The organism is Streptomyces sp. NPDC005551, from assembly GCF_042871785.1.
Lineage (GTDB): Bacteria > Actinomycetota > Actinomycetes > Streptomycetales > Streptomycetaceae > Streptomyces.
Map to the genome: position 1 here is coordinate 150,172 of NZ_JBIAJE010000015.1, position 11,099 is coordinate 161,270.

11 protein-coding genes are annotated in these 11,099 nt (G+C 70.9%); 4 read left to right on the forward strand and 7 right to left on the reverse strand.

Going from position 1 to position 11,099, the window contains the following annotated elements:
• Positions 1 to 11 precede the first annotated feature (11 nt).
• The 6 genes from ACFYP4_RS32550 to ACFYP4_RS32575 all read right to left on the reverse strand — a co-directional run bounded on the left by ACFYP4_RS32550 (position 12) and on the right by ACFYP4_RS32575 (position 5,806).
• On the reverse strand, positions 12 to 1,268 hold the full coding sequence (locus ACFYP4_RS32550) for a cysteine desulfurase (protein ID WP_358853876.1): 1,257 nt from the start codon (positions 1,266 to 1,268) through the stop codon (positions 12 to 14).
• Positions 1,265 to 2,050: a Fe-S cluster assembly ATPase SufC gene (gene sufC, locus ACFYP4_RS32555; RefSeq protein ID WP_358853877.1), complete on the reverse strand. Its 786-nt coding sequence runs from the start codon at positions 2,048 to 2,050 to the stop codon at positions 1,265 to 1,267. Before sufC ends, ACFYP4_RS32550 begins: the two co-directional genes overlap by 4 nt.
• A gap of 7 nt (positions 2,051 to 2,057) precedes the next feature.
• Entirely contained in the window at positions 2,058 to 2,387 is a 330-nt protein-coding gene (locus ACFYP4_RS32560) for a bifunctional 3-phenylpropionate/cinnamic acid dioxygenase ferredoxin subunit (RefSeq protein WP_358853878.1), read from the reverse strand.
• Positions 2,387 to 3,604, reverse strand: coding sequence for a Fe-S cluster assembly protein SufD (gene sufD, locus ACFYP4_RS32565; RefSeq protein ID WP_358853879.1), 1,218 nt, complete (start codon positions 3,602 to 3,604; stop codon positions 2,387 to 2,389). Before sufD ends, ACFYP4_RS32560 begins: the two co-directional genes overlap by 1 nt.
• A gap of 61 nt (positions 3,605 to 3,665) precedes the next feature.
• On the reverse strand, positions 3,666 to 5,087 hold the full coding sequence (gene sufB / locus ACFYP4_RS32570) for a Fe-S cluster assembly protein SufB (RefSeq protein WP_358853880.1): 1,422 nt from the start codon (positions 5,085 to 5,087) through the stop codon (positions 3,666 to 3,668).
• Positions 5,084 to 5,806 carry an ArsR family transcriptional regulator gene (locus ACFYP4_RS32575; RefSeq protein WP_358853881.1) on the reverse strand — a complete coding sequence of 241 codons (723 nt, stop codon included), beginning with the start codon at positions 5,804 to 5,806 and terminating at the stop codon, positions 5,084 to 5,086. The genes sufB and ACFYP4_RS32575 overlap by 4 nt, the downstream gene beginning before the upstream one ends.
• Before the next feature lie 159 nt (positions 5,807 to 5,965).
• Between ACFYP4_RS32575 and ACFYP4_RS32580 the strand changes: the two genes are divergently transcribed.
• The 4 genes from ACFYP4_RS32580 to ACFYP4_RS32595 are packed head-to-tail and all read left to right on the forward strand — an operon-like array spanning position 5,966 to position 9,617.
• A complete protein-coding gene (locus ACFYP4_RS32580) occupies positions 5,966 to 6,865 on the forward strand; it encodes an AAC(3) family N-acetyltransferase (RefSeq protein WP_358853882.1) in 900 nt (299 codons plus the stop codon).
• A gap of 11 nt (positions 6,866 to 6,876) precedes the next feature.
• A complete protein-coding gene (locus tag ACFYP4_RS32585) occupies positions 6,877 to 7,800 on the forward strand; it encodes an ABC transporter ATP-binding protein (RefSeq protein WP_358853883.1) in 924 nt (307 codons plus the stop codon).
• Positions 7,797 to 8,567 carry an ABC transporter permease gene (locus ACFYP4_RS32590; RefSeq protein ID WP_388790371.1) on the forward strand — a complete coding sequence of 257 codons (771 nt, stop codon included), beginning with the start codon at positions 7,797 to 7,799 and terminating at the stop codon, positions 8,565 to 8,567. Before ACFYP4_RS32585 ends, ACFYP4_RS32590 begins: the two co-directional genes overlap by 4 nt.
• A 42-nt stretch (positions 8,568 to 8,609) precedes the next feature.
• Positions 8,610 to 9,617 (forward strand): COX15/CtaA family protein, encoded by a 1,008-nt coding sequence (locus ACFYP4_RS32595; RefSeq protein WP_358853889.1) that lies wholly within the window; start codon positions 8,610 to 8,612, stop codon positions 9,615 to 9,617.
• A 3-nt stretch (positions 9,618 to 9,620) separates the two neighbouring features.
• Here the strand turns inward: ACFYP4_RS32595 and ACFYP4_RS32600 are convergent, their stop codons facing one another.
• Entirely contained in the window at positions 9,621 to 10,727 is a 1,107-nt protein-coding gene (locus ACFYP4_RS32600) for an amidohydrolase family protein (RefSeq protein ID WP_358853885.1), read from the reverse strand.
• Between the last annotated feature and the right edge of the window lie 372 nt (positions 10,728 to 11,099).

An 11,099-nucleotide genomic window follows, 5' to 3' on the forward strand; every position in this document is an offset into this window, starting at 1 on the left:
CAGCCAGCTCCTCAGCCGAAGAAGTTCCGTACGTGCTCCAGGCCGTCGACCAGTGCGTCGATCTCGGTCGGCGTGGAGTACAGGTAGAACGACGCCCGCGTGGTCGCGGGAATTCCGTACCGCAGGCAGACCGGACGGGCGCAGTGGTGTCCGACCCGGACGGCGATGCCCTGCTCGTCCAGGACCTGGCCCACGTCGTGCGGGTGGATGTCACCGAGCGTGAACGAGATCGCGGCGCCGCGGTCCTCGGCCGTCGCCGGACCGATGATCCTGAGGTCCTGGACCTCCGTCAGCCGCCGTACCGCGTACTCGGTGAGCGCGTGCTCGTGGGCGAGGATCCTGTCCATGCCGATCGAGCTCAGATAGTCGATGGCCGCGCCGAGACCGACCGCCTGAGCGATGGGGGGCGTGCCCGCCTCGAACTTGTACGGCGCGGGAGCGTACGTCGACGAGTGCATCGACACCGTCTCGATCATCTCGCCGCCGCCGAGGAACGGGGGAAGGTCCTCGAGCAGCTCCTGGCGGCCCCACAGGACGCCGATGCCGGTCGGCCCGCACATCTTGTGGCCGGTGAACGCCACGAAGTCGGCCTGCAGGGCCTGGACGTCCAGCGGCATGTGCGGCGCGGCCTGCGAGGCGTCGATCAGGACCAGGGCCCCGACCTCCTGCGCCCGGCGCACTATCGCCTCGACGGGGTTGACCGTGCCGAGGATGTTCGACACCAGCACGAAGGAGACGATCTTCGTCTTCTCGGTGATGACCTCGTCGATGTTCGACAGGTCGAGCCGGCCGTCGTCGGTGAGGCCGAACCACTTCAGCTTCGCGCCCGTGCGCTGCGACAGCAGCTGCCACGGCACGATGTTGGAGTGGTGCTCCATCTCCGTGATGACGATCTCGGTCTCGTGGTCCACGCGGTAGGGCTCGTCGGCCCAGCCCAGCATGTTCGCCACGAGGTTGAGCGACTCGGAGGCGTTCTTGGTGAAGATCACCTCGTCGCGGCTCGGCGCGTTGATGAACGCGGCGACCTTGTCGCGCGCGCCCTCGTACAGCGCCGTGGCCTCCTCGGCGAGCACATGCACACCGCGGTGGACGTTGGCGTTGTAGCGCTCGTAGTACTCGTTCAGGGCGTCCAGCACCTGGCGCGGCTTCTGCGAGGTCGCCGCGTTGTCCAGGTACACGAGCTTCCTGCCGTCGTGGACCTGCCGGTCCAGGATGGGGAAGTCCTTGCGGATCGCCTCGGTGTCGAGGAGGCCCGGCAACTGCGTCACGCGGATACGCCACCCTTCGTGTCGGCGTCGTCGAGCTTCGCGTATGCCTCGTAGCCCTCGTTCTCCAGCTTGTCGGCGAGCTCGGCGCCGCCGGACTCGACGATGCGGCCGGCGGAGAAGACGTGCACGAAGTCGGGCTTGATGTAGCGCAGGATGCGCGTGTAGTGCGTGATCAGCAGGGTGCCGACCTCACCGGACTCGCGGACGCGGTTGACGCCCTCGGAGACGATGCGCAGCGCGTCGACGTCCAGACCGGAGTCCGTCTCGTCGAGGATCGCGACCTTGGGCCTGAGCAGTTCGAGCTGGAGGATCTCGTGGCGCTTCTTCTCACCGCCGGAGAAGCCCTCGTTGACGTTGCGCTCGGCGAAGGCCGGGTCCATGTTGAGGCGCTCCATGGCCTCCCTGACCTCCTTCACCCAGGTGCGCAGCTTGGGGGCCTCGCCGCGGATGGCGGTGGCGGAGGTGCGCAGGAAGTTGGAGACCGAGACGCCGGGGACCTCGACCGGGTACTGCATCGCCAGGAACAGGCCGGCGCGGGCGCGCTCGTCGACGGACATCTCCAGGACGTCCTCGCCGTCGAGGGTGACGGTGCCGCCGGTGATCGTGTACTTCGGGTGACCCGCGAGCGAGTAGGCGAGCGTGGACTTGCCGGAGCCGTTCGGGCCCATGATGGCGTGCGTCTCGCCCTGCTTCACGGTGAGGTCGACGCCCTTGAGGATCTCCTTCGTGGCGTTGTCGGCCTCGACGGTGACGTGCAGGTCTCGGATTTCAAGCGTTGCCATGGGTGCCTCAGGACTCCTGGGAGAGGGAGACGAGCACGTCGTCCCCTTCGATCTTTACGGGGTATACGGGGACGGGGCGCGTCGCGGGAAGGCCGGACGGCTTGCCGGTGCGGAGGTCGAAGGCGGAACCGTGCAGCCAACACTCGATCTGACAGTCCTCCACCTCGCCCTCGGAGAGCGAGACGTTCGCGTGCGAGCAGATGTCGTTGATCGCGAACACCTCGCCCTCGGTCTTCACGACCGAGACCGGCGTGCCGTCGAGTTCCACCCGCTTGGGGGTGTCCTCCTCCAGCTCGCTCAGCGCACAGGCGCGTACGAAGGCCGACGGGGCAGTCATCAGACCGACGCCTCCAGCTCCTCGTCGATCCTGGCGAGGAGCCGCTCCTGGATGTCGGCGACCCCGATCTGCTGGACGAGCTCGGCGAAGAATCCGCGGACCACCAGACGGCGGGCGTCGTCGGCCGGGATGCCGCGCGCCATCAGGTAGAAGAGCTGCTCGTCGTCGAAACGGCCGGTCGCCGAGGCGTGCCCGGCGCCGACGATCTCGCCGGTCTCGATCTCCAGGTTCGGCACGGAGTCGACGCGGGCGCCGTCGGTCAGAACCAGGTTGCGGTTCATCTCGTAGGTGTCGGTGCCCTCGGCCTTGGCCTCGATGAGGACGTCGCCGATCCACACCGCGTGGGCGCCGTCGCCCTGGAGCGCGCCCTTGTAGGCGACGTTCGACTTGCAGTGCGGGGTGTTGTGGTCGACGAGGAGGCGGTGCTCCTGGTGCTGACCGGCGTCCGTGAAGTACAGGCCGAAAAGCTCGGCCTCGCCGCCGGTGCCCGCGTAGTGGACGCGCGGGTGGAGGCGCACCAGGTCGCCGCCGAAGGTGACCACGAAGGACTTGAAGGTGGCGTCCCGGCCGATGAGGGCGTTGTGCTGGCCCACGTGGACGGCCTTGTCGTCCCAGTCCTGGACGGAGACGACGGTCAGCTTGGCGCCGTCGCCGATCACGTAGTCGACGTTGGCGGCGAGCACCGCGTCACCGGTGTGGTCGATGACGACGACGGCCTCGGCGAAGGCTCCCAGTTCGATGACCTGGTGGCCGTAGGCGACCCCGCCCTCGCCGTGCACGGCGATGCGGATCGGCTCGGTGAGCACCGTCTCCTTGGGGACGGTGACGACGCCGGCCTTCTCGAACGCCGAGTAGGCCTGGGCGGCGACCCGGTCCACGGGGGTGCCGGCCCTGCCGAGCCGGGCGTCGTCGCGGCCGACGGTCTCGACGGTGACGCCCTCGGGGGCCTCGATGTCCACCTTGACGCCGTCGCCGGTGGCGACAGCGGTGCCGTCGTGCAGCCCGCGCAGCCGCTCCAGGGGCGTGAACCGCCACTCCTCCTCACGGCCGTGGGGGACCGGGAAGTCCGCCACGTCGAAGGAGGCGGGCGCGCTCATGCGCGTGGCGACGGTCGACTCTGCGGCCACCGCGATCTGGCCGGCGGTGGTGGACCCCAGCGGTGGGGGACCCCCCGCTCGAGCGGAGTCGAGAGTGGGGGAATTCGTAGCCTCAGCCATGGCTGTCGGTCTGCTCTCTTTCCTGCGTCAGTGTTCGCTGGCTGTGTCCGGACGGCGGGTCTTAACCGACCGCGCCTTCCATCTGCAGCTCGATCAGCCGGTTGAGTTCGAGGGCGTACTCCATGGGCAGCTCCTTGGCGATCGGCTCGACGAAGCCCCGCACGATCATGGCCATCGCCTCGAACTCGGTCATGCCGCGGCTCATCAGGTAGAAGAGCTGGTCGTCGCTGACCTTGGAGACGGTCGCCTCGTGCCCCATGGACACGTCGTCCTCACGGACGTCCACGTAGGGGTACGTGTCCGAGCGCGAGATCGTGTCGACGAGCAGCGCGTCGCACAGCACGTTGGACTTCGAGCCGTGCGCGCCCTCACCGATCTCGACGAGGCCGCGGTAGGAGGTACGGCCGCCGCCGCGCGCCACGGACTTGGAGACGATGTTGGACGACGTGTTCGGCGCCATGTGGACCATCTTGGAGCCGGCGTCCTGGTGCTGGCCCTCGCCCGCGAAGGCGATGGAGAGGGTCTCGCCCTTGGCGTGCTCGCCCATCAGGTAGACGGCCGGGTACTTCATGGTGACCTTGGAGCCGATGTTGCCGTCGATCCACTCCATGGTCGCGCCCTCGTACGCCACGGCGCGCTTGGTGACCAGGTTGTAGACGTTGTTCGACCAGTTCTGGATGGTCGTGTAACGGCAGCGGGCGCCCTTCTTCACGATGATCTCGACCACCGCGGAGTGGAGCGAGTCCGACTTGTAGATCGGCGCCGTGCAGCCCTCGACGTAGTGCACGTAGGCACCCTCGTCGACGATGATCAGGGTCCGCTCGAACTGGCCCATGTTCTCCGTGTTGATACGGAAGTAGGCCTGGAGCGGGATCTCCACGTGCACGCCCGGCGGCACGTAGATGAAGGAGCCGCCGGACCACACCGCGGTGTTCAGCGACGCGAACTTGTTGTCGCCGACCGGGATGACGGTGCCGAAGTACTCCTTGAAGAGCTCCGGGTGCTCCTTGAGGGCCGTGTCGGTGTCCATGAAGATGACACCCTGCGACTCCAGCTCCTGGTTGATCTGGTGGTAGACGACCTCGGACTCGTACTGGGCCGCGACACCGGCGACGAGGCGCTGCTTCTCCGCCTCGGGGATGCCGAGCTTGTCGTACGTGTTCTTGATGTCGTCCGGCAGGTCCTCCCAGGACTCCGCCTGCTTCTCCGTGGAGCGCACGAAGTACTTGATGTTGTCGAAGTCGATGCCCGACAGGTCCGAGCCCCAGTTCGGCATGGGCTTCTTCTCGAACAGGCGCAGGCCCTTGAGGCGGAGCTTCGTCATCCACTCCGGCTCGGACTTCTTGGCGGAGATGTCCCGGACGACGTCCTCGTTGATGCCGCGCTTCGCAGAGGCGCCGGCCGTGTCGGAGTCGGCCCAGCCGTACTCGTACTTGCCCAGACCCTCGAGTTCGGGGTGAGCAGTCTCCGTGGGGAGCGTCATGCGGGGTTCCTCCCGGCCGTGCTTGCGGATGCGTGATCAGTGGTATGGGAAATCTTGGGGATGAACGTGGTGCACACGCCGTCGCCGTGCGCGATGGTCGCCAGGCGCTGCACATGCGTACCGAGCAACTGGGAGAAGATCTCGGTCTCCGCCTCGCACAGCTGCGGGAACTGCTCGGCGACATGGGCGACGGGGCAGTGGTGCTGGCACAGCTGCTCGCCGACCGGTGCGCTGCGCGCCGTAGCAGCGTACCCGTCCGCGCTCAGGGCCCTGGCCAGCGCTTCGGTGCGCTCCTCGGGGGCCGCGGCCTCGACGGCGGCGCGGTACGCCCCGGCCTGCGCGGCGATCCTGGCGCGGGCGAACGCAACGACCGCCTCGTCGCCGCCCTCGCGCTCGGCGATCCAGCGCAGCGCGTCCGCGGCGAGCTTGTCGTAGGACTGATCGAAGGCGTCCCGGCCGCAGTCGGTCAGGGCGAACACCTTCGCGGGGCGCCCCCGGGTACGCGCGCCGTAGATCCGCTGCTCGCGGGCCTCCACGACGGTGTCGGCGACGAGCGCGTCGAGATGCCGGCGGACGGCGGCCTGGGTGAGTCCCAGCCGCCCGGCGAGGTCGGCCACCGTGGACGGGCCGTGGTCCAGGATGGAGCGCGCGACGCGATTGCGGGTGGACCGCTCACCGGTCGCGAGTTCCTCCTGCGGAGCCTCGCCAACGTTTTTCACAACGCCATTGTTGCGTAATTCCTTCGGGCCTGACAACCCGCACCCGAGGCGTGGACGGTGCCCTGCGTCACTTAGGCATACCTAATACGACCTGCGGAAACGATCTTTGATCGATCAATCCGGTGGCGTTCCCGGGGGCGTTCCAGCAGACTGCCGGACGTGTCTGTACCACCTCCGACCGGCCCACTCGTCACCCGAGCCGGGCTCGCCGCACAGCTGCGCGAGCTCGGTGTCCGCCCCGGCGGGACACTCCTCGCGCACTCCTCGCTCAGCTCCCTGGGCTGGGTCTGCGGCGGCGCGCCCGCCGTCGTCCAGGGACTGCTCGACGCGCTCGGTCCCGACGGGACGCTGGTCGTCCCCACCCAGTCCGGCGATCTCTCCGACCCGGCCCTGTGGGGCGATCCACCGGTTCCCGAGGAGTGGTGGCCCGCCATCCGCGCGACGATGCCCGCCTACGACCCGCTGATCACGCCCAGCCGCGGGGTCGGCGTGATCCCGGAGACCGTCCGCACCTGGCCGGGCGCCCTGCGCAGCGCGCACCCGCAGACCTCGTTCGCCGCCCTCGGGGCCCGCGCGGCGGAAGTGGTCGAGGGGCACGCCCCCGACTGCCGTCTCGGTGAGCGCAGCCCGCTGGCCCGCCTGGAGGCCATGGACGCCCACGTCCTGCTGCTCGGCGCCGGATACGAAACGTGCACCGCCTTCCACCTCGCCGAGTACCGCATCCCGTCCCCGGTGGCCGAGGTGGGCCGGCCGGTCCTCGGACCGGACGGAACGGCGCGCTGGGAGGTGGTGACCGAGGTGTCGGTCACCTCCGAGCGCTTCGACGAGCTGGGCGCCGACTTCGAACGGGACCGTCCCGTCGTACGGGGCCGGGTGGGCGCCGCCGACACACGGCTGTTCCCGGTCGCCGCCGCCGTGGCGTACGCGGAGCGGTGGCTGGCGCTGCACCGCCCGCGCGAGGCGTGGATCGCCGACGGGGAGCCGCGGCGCCGCCCCGGGCGGCCGGACGGTGCCCGGGTCGCGGGCCCCGCGCGCCCCGGCACCCGGACGCGTCCCTAGACTTGTTCCTCATGCGAAGCGAGCCCGTGGTCCAGGTCCAGGCCCTGGTGAAGCGGTACGGCACGAAGACCGCGGTGGACGGCCTCGACCTGGTGGCCGAAGCGGGCATCACCGCCGTACTCGGACCCAACGGAGCGGGCAAGACCACCACGGTCGAGACCTGCGAGGGCTACCGGAAGCCGGACTCCGGCACGGTGCGCGTCCTGGGCCTCGACCCGGTCCGGCAGTCCGGGCGGCTGCGTCCGCGGATCGGGGTCATGCTCCAGTCCGGCGGTGTCTACTCGGGCGCCCGCGCCGACGAGATGCTCCGCCACGTGGCGAAGCTGCACGCCCACCCGCTGGACGTGGACGCGCTGATCGAGCGGCTCGGCCTCGGCGGCTGCGGCCGCACGGCGTACCGCCGGCTGTCCGGCGGCCAGCAGCAGCGGCTCGCGCTGGCGATGGCCGTGGTCGGCCGTCCCGAGCTGGTCTTCCTCGACGAGCCCACCGCGGGGCTCGACCCGCAGGCCCGCCGCGCGACCTGGGACCTGGTGCGCGACCTGCGCGCCGACGGCGTCTCCGTCATCCTCACCACGCACCACATGGACGAGGCCGAGCAGCTCGCCGACGACGTGGCGATCATCGACGCGGGCCGGGTCGTCGCCCAGGGCTCCCCCGACGAGCTGTGCCGCGGCGGCGCGGAGAACACCCTGCGCTTCAGCGGCCGGCCCGGGCTCGACGTGGGGTCCCTGCTGAAGGCCCTCCCGGCGGACTGCACGGCGGTCGAGCTGACGCCGGGCGCCTACCGGGTCGGCGGCAAGGTCGATCCGCAGCTGCTGGCGACGGTCACCTCCTGGTGCGCCCAGCACGGCGTGATGCCGGAGAAGATCTCCGTCGAACGCCACACCCTCGAAGACGTCTTCCTGGAACTCACGGGCAAGGAGCTGCGCGGATGAGCGCCGCCGGTACGTACTCCCCGCGGCCCGGAGCCGCGCCGCTCCCCCGGATGATCGGCGCCCAGGCGGTGCTGGAGACGAAGATGCTGCTGCGCAACGGCGAGCAGCTCCTCCTCACGGTCGTCATCCCGACCCTCCTGCTGGTCCTGTTCAGCACGGTGGACATCGTCGACACGGGCAGGGGCGACGCCGTCGACTTCCTCGCGCCGGGCATCCTCGCGCTGGCCGTGATGTCGACCGCGTTCACCGGGCAGGCCATCGCCACCGGCTTCGAACGCCGCTACGGCGTCCTGAAGCGGCTCGCCGCCTCCCCGCTGCCGCGCTGGGCCCTGATGACCGCGAAGACCGCGTCCGTCCTGGTCACCGAGGTCCTCCAGGTGATCCTCCTGACGGCGATCGCCCTCGCCCTCGGCTGGTCCCCGCACGGCAGCCCCCTCGCCGTGCTGCTCCTGCTCGTCCTCGGCACCGCCGCCTTCTCCGGCCTCGGACTGCTGATGGCCGGCACGCTGAAGGCGGAGGCCACCCTGGCCGCCGCCAACCTCGTCTTCCTGCTGCTCCTGGTGGGCGGCGGCGTCGTCGTCCCGCTCGACAAGTTCCCCTCCGGCGCGCAGGACGTGCTCGGACTGCTGCCGATCTCCGCCCTGTCGAACGGTCTGCGGGACGTGCTCCAGCACGGGGCCGGGATGCCGTGGGGCGACCTCGGGATCCTCGCCGTGTGGGCGGTCGCGGGGCTCGGCGCGGCTGCCCGATTCTTCCGGTGGGAGTAGAGACCTCCCCCTCGTGAAGGCATGCACAAGCGCCCGCCTACCATGGTGTCCGTGCCCAACGTGACCCGAGCCGACGCGACCCGAGCCGCGCGCAACCCGCTCGCCTTCATCGCCGACCGCTGGACCCCCGCCCCCCGGACCGTGCGGCGGGCGGCCCTCGCCGCCCTCGTCATGGCGGTGGCCATCGTGGTCACCGGCGGTGCCGTGCGGCTGACCGGCTCCGGGCTCGGCTGCCCGACCTGGCCCAAGTGCACGGACGATTCGCTGACCACCACCAGCGCGATGGGCCTCCACGGCGTCATCGAGTTCGGCAACCGGATGCTGACCTACGTGCTGTGCGCCGCGGTCGGCTGGGCGATCATCGCGGCCCGCTCGCAGAAGCCGTGGCGGCGCGGCCTCACCCGGCTCGGCTGGGCGCAGTTCTGGGTGGTCATGGGCAACGCGATCCTCGGCGGGATCGTCGTGCTGGTCGGCCTGAACCCGTACACGGTCGCCGCCCACTTCCTGCTCTCCACGGCACTGATCGCGGTCGCCACGGTGATGTGGCAGCGCACCCGGGAGGGCGACGCCGAGCCGCGTCCGCTGGTCGGCGCGGCCGTGCGGCAGCTCGTGTGGTTCCTGGTCGCCGCGTCCGTGCTGCTGATCGCGGTCGGCACCGTCGTCACCGGCGCGGGTCCGCACGCCGGGGACTCCAGCGACGTCGACCGCATGCCGCTGGACTGGGAGACCGTGACGAAGCTGCACGCCGTGCTGGCGTGGATCGTGGTGACGCTGACGTTCGCCCTGTGGTTCGTCCTCAAGGCCGTCGACGCCCCCAAGGGCCCGCTGGACCGCACCCGTGACCTGTTCGTGATTCTCCTCGCCCAGGGCCTCGTCGGTTACGTCCAGTACTTCACGGAACTCCCCGAGGTGCTGGTCGGCCTCCACATGTTCGGCTCCTGCCTGGTGTGGATCGGCGTCCTGCGTGTACTGCTGTCCCTGCGCGAGCGTCCGGACACCCCGGCCGGTCTGCCGGACCCCGCGACGGAATCGGCGCTCACGCGCGCGTGAGCGTCACCCCAGGGCGTACACCCGGTGCGCGTTCCCGGCGGCGATGAGTCCCGCCACCCGCTGAGCGTCCGCGAGGGACCAGGCGCCCTCGGCGACCCAGGTGCCGAGCACCCGCGCGAGGGCCTCACGGAAGAGGCGTGCGCCCACCACATGGAGTTCGGGCAGACCGTGTGCGCCGCTGGAGAAGAGGAGCTTGCCGAAGGGCGCCAGCTCCAGGATCTCCGCCAGCACGGCCGCCGCCCGCGCCCCGGTGCGCACCAGCGCGGCGCCCAGGTCGGCGTACACGTGCGGGAAGACCCCGGTCAGGTGGGCCGCGTGGCGGTGGTACGGGTAGCCGTGCAGCAGCACGAGATCGGTGCCGAGTCCGGCCGTGGCGCGGGCGAAGTCGGTGAGCAGGGCGGGATCGGTGCGGTCGATGCGCGGACCGGGCTCGCCCATGCCGGCGTGGAGCTGGATCGGCAGTCCCGAGGCGACCGCGCTCCACAGCAGGTGCCTCAGCAGGACCGGGTCGCTCAGCTCCCCGCCCACGCGCCGTCCGGCCAGCCAGCGGCCCGCCGCGCCCCGCACCTCCCCCGGTCCCGGCGGCTCGGGAGCCAGCGCGAGACCGTGCCGCATGCCCGCCACGGAGGTGAAGGCGACGGCGTTCGAGGCCGCGCCGTGGACGGACTCGGCGAGATTGGCGAGGAACGACTCGACGGTGCCGGAGGTGTCGGCGACCTGCTCGGCCAGCAGTTCCAGCCGGACCACCTCGTGGGCCCGCGCGTCCCCCGCGGAGGCCATCTCGCCCGGTCCCGTGAGGTCGCCGGGCAGCCCGGCGTCGACGAGATACGTCGTGATGCCGCTGCCCCGCAGGAGCCTGCGGCCGGCCTCCAGTACGCCCAGTTCGCGGCGCCTGGCGAGGTAGTGGGCGGGCGGGCAGTGCGGCTCGAGGCCCAGCAGGGGCGGGCACCAGCGGCGTACCGCGAAGCCCGTCTGGGTGTCGAAGAAGGTGGTGCCGGGGGCGGCCGGGCCCTCGGTGCGGGACAGGTGGGCCTCGAAGGTTCCGAGTCCCAGCTCCGTGCGGAGCACTCCGTGGCAGTACTGGTCCACGAGGGACGGCGTTTCGATCATCCGGACTCCCGTGAGCGGACCGTGGGTTCTCAGGTCCTAACGGGTGAACGGGGGTGCAGGTGCTGCTGTCGCACACCCCGTGCGAAAGCGCTCCGCTGTGTCACCTGGTCCCGGGGCGGGCGGCCGGGTTTCGTCCGCGGGTGCGTGGGGGTTGAGCGCGCCGTTCCCCGCGCCCCTGGACGGGGCGCGGCTCCGACTTCGTCCGCGGGTGCGTGGGGGTTGAGCGCGCCGTTCCCCGCGCCCCTGGACGGGGCGCGGCTCCGACTTCGTCCGCAGGTGCGTGGGGGTTGAGCGCGCCGTTCCCCGCGCCCCTGGACGGGGCGCGGCTCCGACTTCGTCCGCAGGTGCGTGGGGGTTGAGCGCGCCGTTCCC

What these genes read in the sequence shown, in the direction of transcription:
- ACFYP4_RS32595 (WP_358853889.1), top strand. Translation starts at nt 8,610, where the DNA reads ATGGTGTCCGTGCCCAACGTGACCCGAGCCGACGCGACCCGAGCCGCG.
- ACFYP4_RS32585 (WP_358853883.1), top strand. Translation starts at nt 6,877, where the DNA reads ATGCGAAGCGAGCCCGTGGTCCAGGTCCAGGCCCTGGTGAAGCGGTAC.
- ACFYP4_RS32560 (WP_358853878.1), bottom strand. Translation starts at nt 2,387, where the DNA reads ATGACTGCCCCGTCGGCCTTCGTACGCGCCTGTGCGCTGAGCGAGCTG.
- sufC (WP_358853877.1), bottom strand. Translation starts at nt 2,050, where the DNA reads ATGGCAACGCTTGAAATCCGAGACCTGCACGTCACCGTCGAGGCCGAC.
- ACFYP4_RS32590 (WP_388790371.1), top strand. Translation starts at nt 7,797, where the DNA reads ATGAGCGCCGCCGGTACGTACTCCCCGCGGCCCGGAGCCGCGCCGCTC.
- sufD (WP_358853879.1), bottom strand. Translation starts at nt 3,604, where the DNA reads ATGGCTGAGGCTACGAATTCCCCCACTCTCGACTCCGCTCGAGCGGGG.
- sufB (WP_358853880.1), bottom strand. Translation starts at nt 5,087, where the DNA reads ATGACGCTCCCCACGGAGACTGCTCACCCCGAACTCGAGGGTCTGGGC.
- ACFYP4_RS32600 (WP_358853885.1), bottom strand. Translation starts at nt 10,727, where the DNA reads ATGATCGAAACGCCGTCCCTCGTGGACCAGTACTGCCACGGAGTGCTC.